The 18,996-nt window shown below is 69.6% G+C and carries 14 protein-coding genes; 7 read left to right on the top strand and 7 right to left on the bottom strand.

Going from position 1 to position 18,996, the window contains the following annotated elements:
* Positions 1-6 precede the first annotated feature (6 nt).
* The gene (locus ABZV44_RS09555) at positions 7-1,185 is read right to left on the bottom strand and encodes an amino acid deaminase/aldolase (protein ID WP_354833818.1); all 1,179 of its coding nucleotides are present in this window, start codon (positions 1,183-1,185) and stop codon (positions 7-9) included.
* A gap of 64 nt (positions 1,186-1,249) precedes the next feature.
* On the bottom strand, positions 1,250-1,732 hold the full coding sequence (locus ABZV44_RS09550) for a TetR family transcriptional regulator (RefSeq protein ID WP_354833816.1): 483 nt from the start codon (positions 1,730-1,732) through the stop codon (positions 1,250-1,252).
* A gap of 376 nt (positions 1,733-2,108) precedes the next feature.
* On the opposite strand from ABZV44_RS09550, the gene ABZV44_RS09545 reads away from it, so the two are divergent.
* A complete protein-coding gene (locus ABZV44_RS09545) occupies positions 2,109-2,843 on the top strand; it encodes a tyrosine-protein phosphatase (RefSeq protein ID WP_354833814.1) in 735 nt (244 codons plus the stop codon).
* A 32-nt stretch (positions 2,844-2,875) separates the two neighbouring features.
* On the opposite strand, the gene ABZV44_RS09540 is transcribed toward ABZV44_RS09545, so the two are convergent.
* Positions 2,876-4,114: an AMP-binding protein gene (locus tag ABZV44_RS09540; RefSeq protein WP_354833813.1), complete on the bottom strand. Its 1,239-nt coding sequence runs from the start codon at positions 4,112-4,114 to the stop codon at positions 2,876-2,878.
* Positions 4,115-4,446: 332 nt separating this feature from the next.
* Positions 4,447-5,241 (bottom strand): enoyl-CoA hydratase/isomerase family protein, encoded by a 795-nt coding sequence (locus ABZV44_RS09535; RefSeq protein WP_354833811.1) that lies wholly within the window; start codon positions 5,239-5,241, stop codon positions 4,447-4,449.
* Between the two features lie 205 nt (positions 5,242-5,446).
* Between ABZV44_RS09535 and ABZV44_RS09530 the strand changes: the two genes are divergently transcribed.
* Positions 5,447-6,478: a glutathione S-transferase C-terminal domain-containing protein gene (locus ABZV44_RS09530; RefSeq protein WP_354833810.1), complete on the top strand. Its 1,032-nt coding sequence runs from the start codon at positions 5,447-5,449 to the stop codon at positions 6,476-6,478.
* Positions 6,479-6,483: 5 nt separating this feature from the next.
* Here the strand turns inward: ABZV44_RS09530 and ABZV44_RS09525 are convergent, their stop codons facing one another.
* The gene (locus tag ABZV44_RS09525; RefSeq protein WP_354833808.1) at positions 6,484-6,903 is read right to left on the bottom strand and encodes a VOC family protein; all 420 of its coding nucleotides are present in this window, start codon (positions 6,901-6,903) and stop codon (positions 6,484-6,486) included.
* 4 nt (positions 6,904-6,907) lie between these two features.
* Positions 6,908-7,747 carry a helix-turn-helix transcriptional regulator gene (locus tag ABZV44_RS09520; protein ID WP_354833806.1) on the bottom strand — a complete coding sequence of 280 codons (840 nt, stop codon included), beginning with the start codon at positions 7,745-7,747 and terminating at the stop codon, positions 6,908-6,910.
* Between the two features lie 128 nt (positions 7,748-7,875).
* On the opposite strand from ABZV44_RS09520, the gene ABZV44_RS09515 reads away from it, so the two are divergent.
* From ABZV44_RS09515 to ABZV44_RS09505, 3 genes are all read left to right on the top strand, one after another.
* Entirely contained in the window at positions 7,876-8,592 is a 717-nt protein-coding gene (locus tag ABZV44_RS09515) for a hypothetical protein (protein ID WP_354833804.1), read from the top strand.
* Positions 8,589-9,536 carry an ABC transporter ATP-binding protein gene (locus tag ABZV44_RS09510; RefSeq protein WP_354833803.1) on the top strand — a complete coding sequence of 316 codons (948 nt, stop codon included), beginning with the start codon at positions 8,589-8,591 and terminating at the stop codon, positions 9,534-9,536. Before ABZV44_RS09515 ends, ABZV44_RS09510 begins: the two co-directional genes overlap by 4 nt.
* 223 nt (positions 9,537-9,759) lie before the next feature.
* A complete protein-coding gene (locus ABZV44_RS09505) occupies positions 9,760-10,548 on the top strand; it encodes a hypothetical protein (protein WP_354833801.1) in 789 nt (262 codons plus the stop codon).
* On the opposite strand, the gene ABZV44_RS09500 is transcribed toward ABZV44_RS09505, so the two are convergent.
* Positions 10,549-11,082, bottom strand: a complete 534-nt coding sequence (locus tag ABZV44_RS09500) for a VOC family protein (protein ID WP_354833799.1) — start codon at positions 11,080-11,082, stop codon at positions 10,549-10,551.
* A gap of 142 nt (positions 11,083-11,224) precedes the next feature.
* On the opposite strand from ABZV44_RS09500, the gene ABZV44_RS09495 reads away from it, so the two are divergent.
* A complete protein-coding gene (locus ABZV44_RS09495; RefSeq protein WP_354833797.1) occupies positions 11,225-14,971 on the top strand; it encodes an ABC transporter ATP-binding protein in 3,747 nt (1,248 codons plus the stop codon).
* A gap of 112 nt (positions 14,972-15,083) precedes the next feature.
* Entirely contained in the window at positions 15,084-18,890 is a 3,807-nt protein-coding gene (locus ABZV44_RS09490) for a multifunctional oxoglutarate decarboxylase/oxoglutarate dehydrogenase thiamine pyrophosphate-binding subunit/dihydrolipoyllysine-residue succinyltransferase subunit (protein WP_354833795.1), read from the top strand.
* The last annotated feature ends 106 nt before the right edge of the window (positions 18,891-18,996 follow it).

Below are 18,996 nucleotides of genomic sequence, written 5' to 3'. Positions count from 1 at the left end.
CTCGGCTCAGCCGAAGCAGTGCCCTTCACCGCGATAGGTGGGCACCGTGGTGCGGCTGCCGTCCCCGTCGATCAGATGCACCTCGTTGAAGCGCTCGCACAGCTCGCCCGCCTTGGCGTGCCGGAACCAGACCCGGTCGCCGATCTCCAGGCCGTCGGCGCCCGTCAGCGGGGTCTGCACCTCGCCCGCGCCCTCGGTCCCGATCAGTTTCAAGCCCAAGGGCCACACCGGTTTCGGCACCCGCGAGGCCCCGGTGGGCCCGGAGGCGATGTAGCCGCCGGAGAAGACGGTGGCGATGCCCGGCGCCGGCCGGCGCAGCACCGGCGTGGCGAAGTACATCGACGGCCGTGGCGCCAGATTGCGGTAGCCGTCGAACAGGGTCGGCAGGTACAGGCCCGAACCCGCGGTCACCTCGGTGACGCCCGGGTCGGTAATGCTGACCTCGATGGACCCGGTGCCGCCGGAGTTGACCAGCTCGAGTTCACCGGCTGTCGACCGCACCGCCTCCAGCACCTGGCGGCGGCGCTTCCCGATCTCGGCCGCGGACGCCCACTTCACCAGGCGCACAGCGGGATTGGTGTCCGGCAGACCAGCGATCTGAGCCTCGTAGGTCATCACGCCGACGACCCGGAAACCGCGGGAACGGGTTTCGGTGGCCAGCCGGGCGGCCTGCTCGGGGGTGCGGATGGGCGAACGGCGCACCCCGAGGTGCAGCGGGCCGAGGCGCAGGGAGGCGTCGACATCCAGGCACACACGGGGAGCGACCTTTTCGCTGCCGACGGCCTCGCGAATCAGGTCCAGCTGGGCGGTGTCGTCGACCATGAGGGTGATGGAGTCGAGCAGCAACTGGTCGGAGGCGAGTTCCGCCAGGGCGTGCCGGTCGGCGGTGGGATAGCCGAGCAGTACATCGCGCGCGCCCTCCCGGACCAGCCAGATGGCTTCGCGCAGTGAGTAACCCATGATGCCCGCGAAGCCGCCGGAGGCGGTGAGCTTGGGCCCGAGGACTTCCTCGAGAACGGCGCGGCAGCGCACGGATTTACTGGCCACCCGGATCGGGACGCCGCGGGCGCGGCGCACCAGATCGTCGGCATTGGCGCGCAGGGCGGTCATATCGACCGCGGCGAGCGGAGGTTCGAGGTCGGCGGTGGCCGCGTGCAGCCCGCTGATCGGCGACGAATCGGTCACCAGATCATTCGACCATGAACCTGGTCATGCGTCCAGCATTAAGTTTCGGGGCAGGCCGGGTGTGTCAGGGCAGGTCGACGGCCTTGGTCGACAGGTACGAGACCAGGTCGTCCAGCACCACCAGCGAGATCTCGTCATCACAGTCGGCCAGCCAGCGCAGCACCATGCCCTGGATGACGGCCAGCAGATAGGCGGCGATGGCATCCACCGGCTCCAGCCACTGGGTGCCCGAGCGGCTGGCGCAGTGGTCCAGGAAGGACGTCACGTCGGCGTCCAGCTCCCGGAACATGGCCGTGGCGACCGGGTCCGGGACACAGGTGGCCTGGTTCTCCCAACGCCGCCGCAGCACCGCCAGGGTGGACTCGTAGGCACGGATCTGCCGGTCCGGGGAGGATTTCAGGATCGGCCACAGCGTGCTGAGTCCCGCGTGCAGCAGGATGCGCAGGGCACGATTACCCCTGAAATCAAGCGACACAGCCGCGGTCTCGATGGCCTCGGTCATGGCCGGACGAAGTCCGACCTGGGTGATTTCTCCACTTGCGCTCAACGACGACTCCCTTTGGCGAAAGAACTCGCGCACCTCGCCTGCGCGGCTCGCTCAACGGGTGTTGCAGATCGGCAGTGATCTCCGGCTTGTACGCCTACGTACCCGTTCAACGGGTATTGATGTTACGTCTTTTTCTGGCCCGGCAACCAGCTTTGATAGCCGATTCCATACCTCAAGAATGTTTTGTTACCTAATTGGAACAGGCCCGCGACCGGATGGGAATGATCAAATTGAACGATCGCCCGGTAAAGCAGTTGTTTGGACCGCACGGTATTTTATCGGCGGGTGTGCGATGAAACATAGCGGGTGTGCGCGAACCCACAACGCTCCACTGTTCGACACTCTGGCGTTACCCGCCCACCGTTAGCCTGAGCGGGTGACTTCTGCGCGCCACGACCAATTCCTGATCTCCGGCACCTTCAATTTCCGCGATCTCGGCGGCGCCCGCACCGCGGGCGGTTCCACCGTGCGGGACGGAGTGCTGCTGCGGTCCGCCCAGCTCAGCCGGCTCGACGAGACGGGCCTCACCACCCTCGGGAAGCTGGGCGTCACCGACGTCCACGACCTGCGCGGGTTCGCCGAGATCGACCACATCGGCCACGACGTCGTCCCGGACGGCGTGCGCTTGAAGGTCACCCCCTTCGACCCCCGCATGGGCGAGACCCCGCCGCACGAGGCGCGCCGCCACAGCAGCGCCTCCGGCCACATGCTCGAGGTCTACCGGCTCTTCCCCGCCCTGCCCGAGGCGCACGTCGCCATCCGGTCGCTCGCCGACTCCGTACTGAGCGGCACCGCGCTGGTGCACTGCGCCGCGGGCAAGGACCGCACCGGGTGGGCCGTGGCCACACTGCTGCGGGCGGTCGATGTCACCGAAGAGGACATCTACGCCGACTACCTGCTCAGCAATGACGCTGTCCCCCACCTGCGCGCGTTGATGACCGCGGGCACCGACGAGGAACTCTCCGACGATCTGCTCGGTGTCCGCCCCGAATACCTGGAGTCGGGCACCAACTCCATGAACGCCATGTACGGCGGCCTGGACGGCTATCTCGCCGAGATCGGCATCACCCAGGAGCTGCGCGACGCGCTGCGCGCCCGGCTGCTCGTCTGACCGCTGCGGTTGTTCTCCGTGGCAGCGGGCGATCAGTCCGCGTTCGACCGGCGGACCAGGCCGTTGCGGTCGATGCTGACCTGGTTTCCGGTGTGGAACCAGGAACCGGTGAAGCGGGACCGGGTGGTCTGCGGGTCGTTCCAGTAGCGGGGGCTGACATTCGGCCCGCGGCACAGCAGCTCGCCGTGGCCGACCGCCGCGAGCGGGCCCCACAGCGCGAGTTCGGTTCCGCCGAAGGCGAATCCGAGCGCGTCCCGGCCCGGGGCGGTGTCGTCACGGGCCAGCCCGATGCCGGAGGTCTCGGTCGCGCCCCACACCGACCACTGCCGGGCCTCCGGGAAGACCGCACGCAGGGAGTTGGCGACGGATTCGGAGGTGGCCGGGTCCGCCGCGGCCAGTTCGGCGCGGTGCCCGGCACTGCAGATCTGCCGCACCCGCTCCACCCGCAGCCCGGCCAGGCCGGGCAGCAGGCCGGCGAAGATGCGCGGGGTCGCGGCGACCATGTCGATGCGTTCGGCGACAAGGGCTTCCGGCACCGCGGACCGGTCGGGGGTGAGCACCACGGTGCCGCCGACCGCGAAGGTGGGCAGCAACTGGTCGACGCAGCCGCTGGCGTGCGCGAGCGGCAACAGCACCAGATTGCGCAGGCCGTCGGTCGGCAGATCCAGCGCGCCGACCACGGAACGGACCGCGGAGAGCAGGTTCTCGTTGGTCAGCTCCACCCCGCGCGGGCCCGCCCCGGAGCAGGGGCTGGTGTAGCTGAGCAGTGCCAGTTCGCCGAGGGACGCGCCGTCGTCGATGAAGGCCGCACCGTCGGGGAGCGCGTCGCGGAAGCCCGCCGCGCGGCCGCCACCGTCGAGCACGAAGTCGGCGCAGGCGTCGTGGATCACACGGTCCGCCACGGCATCCGGCAGCCCGTCGTGGACCAGCACCGGCACCGCCCCGGAGAGCAGCGCGCCCAGGAACGCCTGCACCCAGCGGGCGCCGACCGGCATGCGGACCGCCACCCGGTCGCCGTAGCCGATGCCGTGTTCCTGCAGGCCGCCGGCGATGCGGGAGGCCGAGTACCAGAGTTCGCGGTAGGTGAGCCGGGGGCCGCCGATCTCGACCACGGCCTCGCGGGCGGCGAAGGTGTGGACCTGGACGTCGAGGAGTTCGGTGAGCGCGGGCGTGAGGTTGCCATAGCGCAGGATGCCGTCTGCGGCGCGGGCAAGCGGGTTGTCGCACCAGCCGTTTCGCGTCTGCGGATATTCCACGAGTAACTGCGACATCGTCGTCCCTCCGGGTACCTCGAAGCCCTGCAGGCAAGAGTGACTATATGATGCAGATCACATCGATGGGCGGATTGTCGGCAAACGGATGTCAGGCTTTCACACCACGGAAACAGATCGCCGCCCGGTCGACCCCCCATTCCCCCGATCGAGCCTGCGGAAACATCGATTTTGCGGTGGCTTCGCAACAGTCGCACCGGGATTCCCCGCCGGCCGGTCTCGTGCCACCCCCGATCCCATACCAGTGCAGGTAGCGGGCTTGACACGCCCGGGCGGCAGCCGACACGCCCGGACGTGCGCAGCTGATCGGCCGCGGCACGGCCGATCAGCGCCTACTGGCCTGTGTAGGTGGCCTTTCCGGGGCCGACTTCGAGGAAGCTGCGCACCGCGCCCCGCAGATCCGCGGTGCCGAAAAGTTGCCCGGACACCTCCGGAGTCACCGAATCCGCGTGCGCCACACCACCCGAGCGCCAGGCCTCGATGATCGCCTTGGTGGCGGCGTGCGCGCGGGTCGGGCCCTCGGCGAGCCGGGCCAGCAGCGCCCGGGCCGCGGTGTCGACATCCTCGTGCACCGCATTGACCACGCCCCACTCGGCCATGGTGGCGGCGGAGTAGGTGTCACCGGTCATGACGAACTCGCGGGCGCGGCCGGAACCGGCGCGCTCGGCCAGCCGCTGCGGGCCGCCCATCGACGGGGTCAGGCCGACCACGGTCTCCACCAGGCCGAACTTGGCCTTGGGCGCGGCCAGGATGATGTCGCAGGCCAGCGACATCTCGAAGGCCGCGGTCAGGGTCAGCGAGTGCGCGGCGAAGATGACCGGACAGGGCAGCGCCTCGAGCGGGTGGATGATGCGCGCGAACAGGGTCCGCCACAGCTGCGCGCCCTCCTCCTCCGACAGGCCGTCGAAGACGTGCACGTCGACGCCACCGGAGACCAGCTTGCCGTCGGCGCGGATCAGCAGCGCGCGGGGCGGATTGGCCGACAGCTCGTCGAGATCCGCGGCCAGCGTGTCCATCAGGGCCTTGTCGAAGAGGTTCAGCGGCGGATTGTCGATGGTGAGGATCGCCGCGTCCGCGCCGCCGTCGGTGACGATGCGCTCCAGGCGGGTGGGCTTCGAGTCAGTCATGACCCTGAATGTATGCGGACGCTTACTTCTGCAAAAGGGTCGAGCACGAAATCGGCGATGCCGACCGAGTAGTAGATCAGCCAATGGTTCGCGGCCGTCTCGATTCTGGACTGACGGAGCGGGGGAGCGAAGCGGAGGAGCGGAGGAGGGAAGAATCGAGACCTCGGGGCCGCGAACCCGCCCCGGAGCGAAGCGGAGGGGCAAAATGAACACAGTGACCTCGAAATCCGAGCCGGGGACCTACGTCGAACCGGGCGAATTCAAGCGCGATACGAACTACATCGACACGCGGATCACCGCCGACGGCCGAGACGGGTATCCGGTCGAGCCCGGCCGGTATCGGCTGGTGGCGGCGCGGGCTTGTCCATGGGCCAATCGCACGCTCATCGTGCGGCGGCTGCTCGGACTGGAATCGGTGCTGTCGCTGGGACTGTGCGGGCCCACCCACGACAAGCGCAGCTGGACCTTCGACCTGGATCCGGGTGGGGTGGATCCGGTGCTGGGCGTCCACTTCCTGCAGGACGCCTACTTCAAGCGGTTCCCCGACTATCCGCGCGGCATCACCGTGCCCGCCATCGTGGACGAGCGCACCGGCGCGGTCGTCACCAACGACTACGCGCAGATGACCCTCGACTTCTCCACCGAGTGGGCGCGGTACCATCGGCCCGGCGCGCCGCGGCTGTATCCGGAAGACCTTCGCGCGGAGATAGATTCGGTGAACCGCCGCGTCTACACCGAGGTCAACAACGGCGTGTACCGGTGCGGGTTCGCGGGCGGGCAGGACGCCTACGACGCCGCCTACGACCGGCTCTTCACCGCACTGGACTGGCTGTCCGAGCGACTGGCGACGCAGCGGTACCTGGTGGGCGACACCATCACCGAGGCCGACGTGCGGCTGTTCACGACACTGGCCCGGTTCGATCCGGTCTATCACGGCCACTTCAAGTGCAATCGGCAGAAACTCACCGAGATGCCGGTGCTGTGGGCCTACGCCCGCGACCTCTACCAGACCCCCGGGTTCGGCGACACGATCGACTTCGTGCAGATCAAGCAGCACTACTACATCGTGCACACCGACATCAACCCGACCCGGGTGGTGCCCAAGGGGCCCGAGCTCGGCAACTGGCTGACCCCGCACGGCCGGGAAGCTTTGGGCGGCAGGCCCTTCGGCGACGGTACCCCGCCGCCCCCGCCGGTCGAGGCCGAGCGCGTGCCCGCGGGACACGCCCCGGCCTGACCCGGCTACTCGCCGGCCGCGCCCCGGTAGGTGCCGAAGCTCCAGTAGACGCCTTCGGGGTCGCGGCAGGTGAAACCCCGTGACTCGTAATCGGTTTCATCGCGCAGCTCGCGGGTGACGGTGGCGCCCGCGGCCCGCGCCCGGGCGTACAGGGCGTCCGCGTCGTCGACGGCGATGTACACCGAGCCGACGCCGGGCGGCTGGCAGTCCAGCGCCATGCCCTCGCGGACGCCGCCGAGCATGATGGCGCCGCCGCCGGGCCAGGCGAGTTCGGCGTGCGCGACGGTGTCGCCCTCGTCGTAGCGGGCGGTGGTCTCGAAGCCGAAGGCCCGCTCCAGGAATGCGATGGCGGCCGGGGCGTCGCGGTAGACCAGGGTCGGCCAGACGACGGTGCCGGTCTCGATGGGGGTTGTCGTTTCGCTCATGGGACTAGCCTCCGATCTCGGCGGCCTGCTGGTCTTGGACGAATGGGAACTCCTCCCGTTCCCGCCACACGGACGGCGGCATGCCCGCGAGTTCCCGCCATTCGCGGGCCATGTGCGCCTGGTCGTAGTACCCGGCGGCGGCCGCCACCTCGGCGAGCGGGGGCAGGATCGGGTCCCGCAGCAGGCGGTGCGAGCGCTCGAAGCGCGCCACCCGGACGGCGTCCTTGGGGGTGATGCCGAATTCGGCGCTGAAGCGACTGCCGAGATGTCTTCGGCTCCAGCCGATCTCGTCGGCCACGGCGGCCACCCGCACCGCCGGGTCGGGGCCCGACAGCAGCGTCCAGGCGTGGGTCAGCTCGGCAGCCCAGCGCACCGGATCCACCTGGCGCAGCAGGATTTCATCGATGACGGCGAAGCGCCGCGGCCATGAGCGCACCGACGACAGCCGCTCCCGCAACTCCGTCGCGCGCGGCCCGAGCACGTCGGCCAGATCCACGATCCACGATCCGAGCGCCGCCGCGGGCATCCCGAACAGTGCCCGGCAGCCCAGCGGCGTCAGGTTCAGCTGTACCCCGTGCTGGAACCCGTTGTGCGCGATCACCGCCGGCCGCACCGTGAGCCCGCTGGCCAGCATGTCCCAGTGACCGCCCGCCTGCTCCGGATGCGAGGACACCGGCACGTGAATGGGCTCGTCGATGGTGATGATCACGGTCAGCGCCGCCCCGGGCATCCCGACATGCGTACCCGGCGCGAAGCCGTGCAGCAGATAGCCCTCGTACCCGAGGACGTACGCGCGTAATCGCGGGTCGGGCACTCCCGACGCGCCTTCGGACACGCCTGCCACGCCGTCCACCCTAGGCCGATGGTCTCCGGCTCGGGACTCCCGCCCGGAACCGGACTATCTCGCGAATCGTTGTCGAGGTGCCATAGAGTTTCGGTCTGGAGGACCGCACGAAGAAGGGGTTGTCGTCGATGTTCAAGACCGGGCTCGAAAAAGCGGTCGTCTCGCTGCTCGACAACGGGTCCCAGGTACAGGCCCCGGCTGTCACGAAATACGTGGGCAAGCTGCGGGATGCGCATCCGGGTGAGACGCCCGGGCAGATCATCGCCCGCATCGAGAAGCTCTACCTCAATACCGTGACCACCTCCGGCACGGCGGTCGGCGCGACCGCGGCGGTGCCGGGCGTCGGGACGGTGGCGTCGCTGGCGGCCATGAGCGCGGAGACCGCCTTCTTCCTGGAGGCGTCCGCGGTGTTCACCCTGGCGGTGGCGGCCGTGCACGGAGTCGCGCCCGAGGACAAGGAGCGCCGCCGCGCCCTGGTGCTGGCCGTGGTGCTCGGCGAGAGCGGCATGGAGATCGTGCAGAAGAGCGTCGGGCACTCCGCCGCGAACTGGGGCGGGCTGCTGGCGGGCAAGATCCCGGGCCTGAGCGCCATGAACGATTCGCTGCTCAAACGGTTCGTGATCCAGTTCATCGCCAAACGCGGCGCGCTCATGGTCGGCAAGGTGATTCCGGCCGGAATCGGCGCGGCCATCGGCGGATTCGGCAACCGGGCGATCGGGCGCGGCGTGGTCGACAATGCCCGCAGGGCGTTCGGCGCGCCGCCGCTGACCTGGCCCCAGCCCCTGGTCATCGACGCCGATCCGCTGCCCGCGGTGGAGGCGCCGACCCGGACCTGGCAGCCGTGAGCGCCCGGCCGCTCGCCTTCGCCGCCGGGGGCCTGACCAAGACCTTCGAGAGCGTCACCGCGGTCGAGGACGTGAGCTTCGTGGTGCCCGCCGGCAAGGTGGCCGCCCTGGTGGGCCCGCACGGCGCGGGCAAGTCCACGGTGCTGCGGATGCTGCTCGGACTGCTCACCCCCACCTCCGGCACCGCGAGCGTGGGCGGACCCGGCTCCGGCGTGCGGGCCGGACGACAGGTGGTGGGCGCCATGCTGAATCCGCGCGGCCTGCACCCGGCCCGCCGGGTGTTCGCCCAGCTGCGCGTCTACGCCTCCGCCGCAGGCGTTTCCGATGCCCGGGCGGAGGAACTGCTGGCGCTGGTGCGGCTCACCGAGGCCGCCGACCAGCGCATCGGCGGCCTGCCGGAGGGCATGCGGACCCGGCTGGCGCTGGCCGTCGCGCTGCTCGGCGATCCGCCGCTGCTGGTGCTCGACGATCCGGCCGCCGGGCTCGATATCGGGGAGACCGCTTGGCTCAACGACTATCTGCGCGGCCACGCCCGCCGCGGCGGCACCGTGCTGCTCACCTCCCGCATGCTCAGCACCGTGCTGCCCATCGCCGACGAGCTCCTCGTGCTGGACCGCGGCCGCATCGCCTACCAGGGCAGCCCGGCCCGGCTGCGCCGCAGCCACCCGGACCGGCTGCTGGTGAAGGCCTCCAGCCCGATCGCGCTGGCCACCACCCTGGCCGCGCAGGGCTTCACCGACGCGGTCATGCGGCCCGACGGCCGCCTCGCCATCGCGGAAGCCTCGCTCTCGCAACTGGAATCGGCCGCCTCCACGGCCCGCGTCCAGCTCACCGAGATCACCCCCGAACACATTCATCCTGACCAGGTCCTGGCCGCCCTCACCCACAGCGGACCCCCGTCCCCCGTGTACCCGAGCCCGGCCGCCCACCGGACCTACCGGTGAAGTCATTGCGCCACAACGAAATCCGCCGCCGGTCGGCACACCGGACGGGCGAGCATCACGGGCGTCGACCCAACGGCGGACGCCATGCCCGCCGGCCCGGTACAGCCCCGGCCGGGTTTCCCGCCACCGCTGTGGATTCCGGCCATCGGCGACCAGGCCGCGCCCGCCTCATCGCGGCCACCCACCTGCGCGGGGTCGACGACCTCCCACGAAAGGACATTCGATGATCCTCACTGTGCCGCCGGTGGTGGTCAGGGCCGCGAATTCCGAAGTGCGGAAGGTGACTTCGGTGCGGTCGAACTGGCTGATCGGCGGCGGGGTCGTCGTGGCGGGCGTGATCGCGTTCGTGGGGCTGGGCACCGGATTCCAGCCCGGCGACCAGCATGCGCAGGGCTTCAGTTCCGGATCCGGCTGGGCGGCGCTGCTGACCACCTGGGTGCTGGTCCTCACGGTCGCGGCGGCGGCCACCTTCGGGGCGCTGGGCGCCGGCACGGATTTCCAGTCCGGATCGCTGGCGATGAGCTCGCTGTACACCCCCGACCGCACCCTGCTGCTCGGCGCGAAACTCGCGGTGGCGGGGGCGTTCTCGCTCGGCACCGTGCTGCTGATGGAGGTGCTCGGCGGGGCCGCCATGCGGCTGGCCGGCGGCTCCCGGGTGCCCATGGACGGCGGCTTCTTCGGCGTGCTGATCGGGGTGGCGCTGGCCGCGGTGTGCTGGGCGGTGATCGGCACCGCGATCGGCGCCCTGCTGCGCTCGCCCACCCGGGCGCTGGCCGCCGTGCTGGGCTGGGCCGTGCTGGAGCCGCTGATCTGGATCACCGCGCGCGCCATCGGATTCGGCGGGCTGGCGGCCATCCTGCCGGTGTCCTCGACGGTCGGGGCGATCAGCGGCGGCCGTTACGCCAAGAGCGCGCTCATCGCACCGACCCCGGCCGCCATGGCGCTGCTGGTGCTGTGGAGCGCCGCGGCGGGTGCGGGCGCCTGGTGGATGCTCACCCGCCGCGACCTCTGATCAGGCGCGGCCGGAGAACAACCGCCGCCACACCTCGTGATCGGTGCGCGGACCGCCGGGAGTGTCCGCACCGTACTTCGCGATGAGGCCCGGCAGATCCAGCGGGAGGCTCGGCGCGGTCATGGCGGCCAGCTCCGCTCCCACCGCGGCGTCGGGAACCAGCCAGCAGACCTCGAATTCGATGCCGTCGGGGTCGGCGGCGTAGAGGGCCTTGGTGGAGGCGTGGTCGGAAGCCCCGGTGAGCGCGCCCGCCGCGACCAGGGCGTCACGCACCCGCTGCAGTTCGTTCAGCGTGTCCACCTCCCAGGCCAGGTGATAGAGGCCGACCCGGCCGGTACGGTGCGGGACCGACGGGTCCGGCGACTGGAACAGGCCCAGGTCGTGGTCGTTGGCAGACCCGGCCGCCTGCAGGAACGCCCCGCCCGGAAATCCGCCGGGCAGGCGACGAAAGCCCAGCACCTCGCTGTAGAAGGCGACCGAGCGCTCCAGGTCGGAGACGAACAGGACGGCGTGATTGAGACGCTGAATCGGCATGGGGGCGACTCCGTTTCGAAGGACCGTGACCATCCAGCCGACCACGGCGTGCCGCGCCGCACAAGCCACCGTCCCGGCACACTGGACTGGGCGGCACGACGACGGGAACAAAGTGGGGGTGGGGAGACGGTTGTTCTCCGGGATGACTTCGAAGGATGTGGACAGGGTGCGCGGCTGGCTGCGCAGGTTGTGGGAACGGTGCGCCGGGCACCCGTGGATGCTGTCCGGGCTGGGGCTGGCCATCGTGCTCGGCGCGATCGTGGAGGTGACCGGCCCGCTGCTGGCCAAGCGTGCCCTCGACGGCGCGACCGCCGGGAACACCGGCATCATCGCGGCCATGGCCGTGGCGCTGGGCGTGCTCGCGGTCGGCCGCTTCCTCGCCTCCTTCGGGCGGCGCATGCTAGCTGGGCGGCTCGCCCTCGACGTCCAGCACGAACTGCGCGTGGATCTGCTGTCCGCGCTGCAACGGCTGGACGGGCCCGGACAAGACGGGCTGCGCACGGGGCAGGTCATCTCGCGCTCGATCAGCGACCTGACCCTGGTGCAGGGCCTGCTGGCCATGGGCCCCTGGTCCGCGGTGGCGGCACTGCAATTCGTGCTGGCCGCGGGCGTCATGCTGTGGCTCTCGCCGCCACTGGCCCTGGCCGCGCTGCTGGTGGTGCCGGTGCTGGCGCTGGTGGTCTACCGGGTGCGGCCGCGGTTGTACGCGGCCACCTGGTCCGCGCAGCAGCGCGCCGCCGACCTGGCCCAGCACGTCGAGGAGACCGTCACCGGCGTGCGCGTGGTGAAGGGCTTCGGGCAGGAGGCCCGCATGGTCGACGTGCTCGAGCAGCACGGCCGCACGCTGTACTCGGAGCGCATGCGCGCCGCCCATATCGATGCCCGCTTCAGCCCCACCCTGGGATCGATTCCGCAGGCCGGTCTGGTCGCGGTGATCGCGGCGGGCGGGCTGCTCGCCTTCCACGGCAGCATCGGGCTCGGCACCTTCCTGGCCTTCGTCGCTTACGTGTCGACGATGACCAACTCCACCCGGATCGTGTCGTACGTGGTGGTCATGGCGCAGCTGACGCGCGCGGCGGCCGAACGCGTGAACCAGGTCATCGACAGCGCCCCCGAACGCATCGATCCGGAACACCCGGTGGAGGTGCCCGAGGGACCGCTCGGCATCGAAATCGACGATCTCACCTTCGGTTTCGAGCCCGGCCGGCCCGTGCTGCGCGACTTCACACTGAACATCGCACCCGGCGAGACGGTGGCCGTCATCGGCCCGGCGGGCTCGGGCAAATCCACCCTGAGCCTGCTGCTGCCCCGCTTCTACTCCCCCGGCTCCGGCCGGATCACCCTGTACGGCAAGGACTCCCGCGCCGACATCGCCGACCTGCGCGCCGCCGACCTGCGCTCGGCGGTCGGCGTGGTCTTCGACGAGGCTTTCCTGCTCTCGGACACCATCGCCGCCAATATCGCCCTGGGCCGGCCCGAATCCACCGAGGCGGAGATCCAGGCCGCCGCCAAACAGGCCGCGGCCGACGACTTCATCAACGCCCTGCCCGACGGCTACGAGACCGTGGTCGGCGAACGCGGCCTGACCCTCTCAGGCGGTCAGCGCCAGCGCATCGCGCTGGCCCGCGCCCTGCTCGCCGACCCGCGCATCCTGGTCCTCGACGACGCCACCTCCGCGGTGGACGCCGTCACCGAGGCCGCCATCTTCGCCTCCCTCCCCGCCGATTCCGCACGCACCACCCTCATCCTGGCCCACCGCGAATCCACCCTCGCCCACGCCGACCGCGTGATCCGGCTGCCCGCACCGGAATCCGGCGACGAGCAGGTATCGGTGATTGCGGACGCACGGGACGTGATCGCGGAAACGGCTGCCGGAGGCCGGCACTCGGTCGATCCGGACACCCCGGCGGAGGTGCGGCGGGTGCTGGGGAAGCTGCCCCCGGCCACCGAGCGGCCGGGGCTGGACGCGGCCGAGCTGCGCCGGCCCGACCCGGGCTTCCGGCTGAGTCATGCGCTGCGGCTGGTGAAGTGGCTGGTCGCCGGCACCATGGTGCTGCTCGCGCTGAACGCGGTGGTGGGCGTGGGCTTCCCATCCGTGGTGCGGTACGCGGTGGACTCGGGCGTCGGCAAGCACGACGGCTGGGCGCTGGTGCAGGCCACCGTGATCGGAGCCGTGCTGGTCGCGCTCGGCTGGCTGGTCGCCTCGACCTCACTGCTGTGGAGCAACCGGGCCGGCGAGCGCGTGCTCTTCGGGCTGCGGGTCCGCAGCTATGCCCACCTGCAGCGGCTCGGGCTCGACTTCTACGAGCGAGAACTGTCCGGCCGCATCATGACCCGGATGACGACCGACATCGACGCCCTGTCCACCTTCATGCAGACCGGACTGCCGGACGCGCTCGTCGCGCTGCTGACGGTGGCCGGCATCGCGGTGGCACTGCTGGTGATCGACTTCCAGCTGGCGCTGGTCGTGTTCGTGACGCTGCCGCCGCTGCTCCTGGCCACCTGGTGGTTCCGCAAGGTCTCCGATTCCGCCTACAGTGCGGCGCGCGAACATTCGGCCACCGTGAACGCCGACTTCGCCGAGAATGTCGCGGGTCTGCGGGTGGTGCAGGCCAATCGGCACGAGGCCATCTCCGCGCGCCGGTTCGCGGGGTACTCCGACAATTTCCGGGTCAGCCGCATGCGGGCCCAGCGGGCCATCGCCACCTTCTTCGCCTTCGTCGGCATGTGGGCGGATCTGGCGCTGGCGTCGGTGGTCTTCACCGGGGCGTGGGCGGTCGCGCACGGGTCCACCACGCCGGGCACGCTGGTGGCGTTCGTGCTCTACCTGCAGCTGCTGTTCGGGCCGATCATGCAGCTCTCGCAGCTGTTCGACGGGTATCAGCAGGCACGAGTCGGGTTGCGGCGCATCGGGGAACTGCTGCGGACCCGGTCCTCCATCGCGCCGGATCCCGCGGACGCGGCGCCCATCGACGGGCGGCTGCGCGGGGAGGTCGTCTTCGACAATGTCCGCTTCCAGTACCCGGGCGCGGTGCGGCCCGCGCTCGAGGGCGTCAGCTTGACCATCCCGGCGGGCGGCAGCCTGGCGCTGGTCGGCGAGACCGGCGCGGGCAAGTCGACCATCGTGAAGCTGCTCGCCCGGCTCTATGACATGCCCCTGACACCGGGTGACCACACAGCCCGGACAGCGGGTGACGGGAATCACGAACTTTCCGGCAGTGTTACGCCGTTCTCCATAGCGGATATGCATGACATCGGCCATGATCCGGAAGGCGCCGGCGCAATTCGCGTGGACGGCGTGGATATTCGCGACTATCGGCTCGCCGAGTTCCGCTCGCGGCTCGGCGTGGTCCCTCAGGAAGCTCACCTGTTCACCGGCGACATCGCCAGCAACATTGCATTTGGCAAACCTTTTGCGAGTCCCGGGGAAATCGAGGCGGCCGCCGCGGCAGTCGGGGCGCTGGACACCATCACCGCCCTGCCTCAGGGCATGCGGCAGCCGGTCGGCGAACGCGGACGCGGGCTCTCCGCCGGTCAGCGGCAGCTCATCGCCCTGGCCCGCGCCGAACTGGTCCGCCCCGATCTGCTGCTGCTCGACGAGGCCACGGCCGTGCTGGATCCGGCCGCCGAGGCATCGGTGCTGGTCGCGAACGAATCGGTGACGCGCGGCCGCACCTCGGTCATCGTCGCGCACCGGCTGGCGACCGCCGCCCAGGCCGATCGGATCGCCGTCGTGCAGCACGGCCGGATCAGCGAAATCGGCGGCCACGACGAACTCCTCGCGGCACAGGGCCCGTACTCGCGCTTGTGGGCTGCGGCGCAGGCGACGGAAGGAATATTCTCGGGCGAAGACGAGTCGTCATCAGAGAATGTGTCCGCTCGGTGGTAGCCATGCCCGACGGCGAACAGGGGTGGGCATATCCTCAGTGGGGGCGCATCGGCGCGCATCCGCCGATTACCCGTGCCGGGCACGTCACAAACGTCGCAGCGCGAAGAACGAAATGAGGCGAACACCTGCTGTGAGCAGCTCAACAGACCAGTTCGGACAGAACCAGTGGCTTGTCGACGAGATGTACCAGAAGTACAAGCAAGACCCCTCGTCCGTCGATGAGAGCTGGCACGAGTTCCTGGCGGACTACACGCCGGAGAACACTGCCGAGATTGGTAACAACAGCCAGGCGGCCGCCGCCGTCGCTCCGGCACCCGCCGCAGTGCCTACTGCCCCCGGACCCGCCCAGAGCGCCCCCGCCGTGAATTCCACCCCCGTCGCCACCCCCGCCCCGGCCGCCCCCGCCCCGGCCGCCCCCGCCCCGGCTCCGGCCCCCGCCCAGGTGCGCACTCCCCAGACCACCCCCGCCCCCAGCTCCAACGCGGCCCCGACCTCGGGCGGCCCCAAGCCCACCGCCGAGGACGAGACCAAGGTGCTGCGCGGTCCCGCCGCGGCCGTCGTCAAGAACATGTCGGCGTCGCTGGCCGTCCCCACCGCGACCTCGGTGCGTGCCATCCCGGCCAAGCTGATGATCGACAACCGCCTGGTCATCAACAACCACCTGGCCCGTACCCGCGGTGGCAAGATCTCCTTCACCCACCTGCTGGGTTACGCCATCGTGCAGGCCATCAAGGCCTTCCCGAACATGAACCGGCACTTCGCCGAGGTCGACGGGAAGCCGAACGCGGTCACCCCCGCGCACACCAATCTCGGTCTGGCCATCGACCTTCCGGGCAAGGACGGCAGCCGTGCGCTGGCGGTCGCGGCCATCAAGAACGCCGAGGGCATGACCTTCGCGCAGTTCCACAGCGCGTACGAGGACGTCGTGCGCCGCGCCCGTGACGGCAAGCTGACCAACGACGACATGACCGGTGTCACCATCTCGCTGACCAACCCCGGCACCATCGGCACCAACCACTCGGTACCGCGCCTCATGCTGGGCCAGGGCGCGATCATCGGCGCGGGCGCCATGGAGTACCCGGCCGAGTTCCAGGGCATGAGCGACCAGCAGCTCGCGGAGATGGGTATCGGCAAGCTGATGACCCTTACCTCCACCTACGACCACCGCATCATCCAGGGCGCGGAGTCCGGCGACTTCCTGCGGACGGTCCACAACCTGCTGATCTCCGACGAGTTCTACGACGAGATCTTCCACGGCATGGGTGTCCCCTACGAGCCGGTGCGCTGGCGCAAGGACATTCAGGAACGCGGCATCGACAAGTCGACCCGCGTGCAGGAGATGATCAACGCCTACCGCAGCCGCGGCCACCTGATGGCCGACACCGACCCGCTGCGGCTGGTGAAGGACAAGTTCCGCTCGCACCCCGACCTGGATGTCACCCAGCACGGGCTGACCCTGTGGGACCTGGACCGCGAATTCAATGTCGCGGGCTTCCACGGCCAGGAGCGCATGAAGCTGCGCGACGTGCTGTCCATCCTGCGCGACGCCTACGCCCGCCACGTGGGTGTGGAGTACACCCACATCCTGGATCCCGAGCAGCTCAAGTGGATTCAGGAACGCGTGGAGCAGAAGCACGCGAAACCCACTGTGGCCGAGCAGAAGTACATCATGTCCCGGCTCAATGCGGCCGAGGCGTTCGAGACCTTCCTGCAGACCAAGTACGTGGGCCAGAAGCGCTTCTCGCTGGAAGGCGCCGAGTCGGTCATCCCGATGATGGACGCCGTGATCGACCAGTGCGCCGAGTACGCCCTCGACGAGGTCATCATCGGTATGCCGCACCGCGGCCGCCTGAACGTGCTGGCCAATATCGTCGGCAAGCCCTACTCGAAGATCTTCACCGAGTTCGAGGGCAACATGAACCCGGCCGCCACCCACGGCTCCGGCGACGTGAAGTACCACCTCGGCGCGCGCGGCACCTACCTGCAGATGTTCGGCGACAACGAGATCGAGGTCTCGCTGACCGCCAACCCCTCGCACCTCGAGGCCGTCGACCCGGTGCTGGAGGGTCTGGTCCGCGCCAAGCAGGACCTGCTCACCAAGGAAGACATCGTCACCAAGGGTGAAGAGGCGCGGTCGTTCTCGGTCGTGCCGCTGATGCTGCACGGTGACGCGGCCTTCGCCGGCCAGGGCGTGGTGGCCGAGACCCTGAACCTGTCGGGTCTGCGCGGCTACCGCACCGGTGGCACCGTGCACATCGTGGTGAACAACCAGATCGGCTTCACCACCGCGCCCGAGTACTCGCGTTCCACCGAATACTCCACCGACATCGCGAAGTTCATCGGCGCCCCGATCTTCCACGTGAACGGCGACGACCCGGAAGCCTGTGTGTGGGTGGCCAAGCTGGCCGTCGACTACCGGCAGAAGTTCAACCGCGACGTGGTGATCGACATGATCTGCTACCGCCGTCGCGGCCACAACGAGGGCGACGACCCGTCGATGACCCAGCCGGGCATGTACGACGTGATCGACACCAAGCGCTCGGTCCGCAAGGCGTACACCGAGAGCCTGATCGGCCGTGGCGACATCTCCATGAAGGAAGCCGAAGACGCCCTGCGTGACTACCAGGGTCAGCTGGAGCGGATCTTCAACGAGGTGCGTGAGCTGGAGAAGTTCCCGCCGGGGCCGTCGGAGTCGGTCGAAGACGAGCAGCAGCTGCCGCCGAACCTGGTGACCTCCGTGGACAAGACGGTGCTGCAGCGCATCGGCGACGCGTTCGTGAACGTGCCCGAGGGTTTCAGCGTGCACCCGCGCGTCAAGCCGGTGATGGAGAAGCGCCGCGAGATGGCCTACGAGGGCAAGGTCGACTGGGCCATGGCCGAGCTGCTGGCCTTCGGCACGCTCATCGACGAGGGCAAGGCCGTCCGCCTGACCGGTCAGGACTCCCGCCGCGGCACCTTCTCGCAGCGGCACTCGGTGATCATCGACCGCAAGAGCGGTGACGAGTACACCCCGCTGCACAACATCGGGTCGAAGAACCCGGGCTGGTTCGCGGTGCACGACTCGGCGCTGTCCGAGTACGCCGCTGTCGGTTTCGAGTACGGCTACTCGCTGGGCAACCCGGACGCACTCGTCCTGTGGGAGGCGCAGTTCGGTGACTTCGTCAACGGCGCGCAGTCGATCATCGACGAGTTCATCTCCTCCGGTGAGGCCAAGTGGGGTCAGCTCTCCGAGGTCGTGCTGCTGCTGCCGCACGGTCACGAGGGCCAGGGCCCGGACCACACCTCGGGTCGTATCGAGCGCTTCCTGCAGCTGTGTGCCGAGGGTTCGATGACGGTGGCGGTCCCGTCCACCCCGTCGAATTACTTCCACCTGCTGCGCCGCCATGCCCTGGACGGCATCCGCCGCCCGCTGGTGGTCTTCACCCCGAAGTCCATGCTGCGCAACAAGGCCGTGATCTCCGAGGTCGAGGACTTCACGGACAACAAGTTCCGCACCGTGCTCGAGGAGCCCACCTACGAGTCGGGCGACGGCGACCGCGCCAAGGTCAAGCGCGTGCTGCTCACCTCCGGCAAGATCTACTACGAGCTGGTGGCCGAGAAGAAGAAGAACAACCGCGACGACGTGGCCATCGTGCGCGTCGAGCAGCTGTACCCGATTCCGAAGTTCCGCCTGAACGAGGCGCTGGAGCAGTACCCCAACGCCGCCGATCTGGCGTGGGTCCAGGAGGAGCCGGCCAACCAGGGTGCGTGGCCGTTCTTCGGCCTGAACCTGCCGGAGATCCTGCCCGCCCGCTTCGGCAAGCTGCGCCGTATCTCGCGCCGCGCCATGTCGGCCCCGTCCTCGGGTTCGTCCAAGGTGCACGCGGTCGAGCAGCAGGAGATCCTCGACGAGGCTTTTACCGCCTCCCCGGGACTTTAGCGCCCGGCTAGGAGCCGTTGACCGCCGTGCATGCGTGCCGGCGGTCACGTGCCCAGCCGATTTCAGGGGTGCCCGGGGAGTTACCCTCGCCTCCCGAAATCAGTTG

Origin of the sequence: Nocardia sp. NPDC004860 (assembly GCF_040609015.1) — a bacterium.
In the GTDB taxonomy this organism is placed as follows: domain Bacteria; phylum Actinomycetota; class Actinomycetes; order Mycobacteriales; family Mycobacteriaceae; genus Nocardia.
Note: the sequence above shows the minus strand (reverse complement) of the source record. Positions and strands in the feature narration are given on the sequence as shown.

Excerpts from the sequence above, each read along its gene's own strand:
- ABZV44_RS09540 (WP_354833813.1), bottom strand. The coding sequence starts at position 4,114 with ATGTCGCAGTTACTCGTGGAATATCCGCAGACGCGAAACGGCTGGTGC.
- ABZV44_RS09535 (WP_354833811.1), bottom strand. The coding sequence starts at position 5,241 with ATGACTGACTCGAAGCCCACCCGCCTGGAGCGCATCGTCACCGACGGC.
- ABZV44_RS09530 (WP_354833810.1), top strand. The coding sequence starts at position 5,447 with ATGAACACAGTGACCTCGAAATCCGAGCCGGGGACCTACGTCGAACCG.
- ABZV44_RS09525 (WP_354833808.1), bottom strand. The coding sequence starts at position 6,903 with ATGAGCGAAACGACAACCCCCATCGAGACCGGCACCGTCGTCTGGCCG.
- ABZV44_RS09515 (WP_354833804.1), top strand. The coding sequence starts at position 7,876 with ATGTTCAAGACCGGGCTCGAAAAAGCGGTCGTCTCGCTGCTCGACAAC.
- ABZV44_RS09505 (WP_354833801.1), top strand. The coding sequence starts at position 9,760 with ATGATCCTCACTGTGCCGCCGGTGGTGGTCAGGGCCGCGAATTCCGAA.
- ABZV44_RS09500 (WP_354833799.1), bottom strand. The coding sequence starts at position 11,082 with ATGCCGATTCAGCGTCTCAATCACGCCGTCCTGTTCGTCTCCGACCTG.
- ABZV44_RS09495 (WP_354833797.1), top strand. The coding sequence starts at position 11,225 with ATGACTTCGAAGGATGTGGACAGGGTGCGCGGCTGGCTGCGCAGGTTG.
- ABZV44_RS09490 (WP_354833795.1), top strand. The coding sequence starts at position 15,084 with ATGAGGCGAACACCTGCTGTGAGCAGCTCAACAGACCAGTTCGGACAG.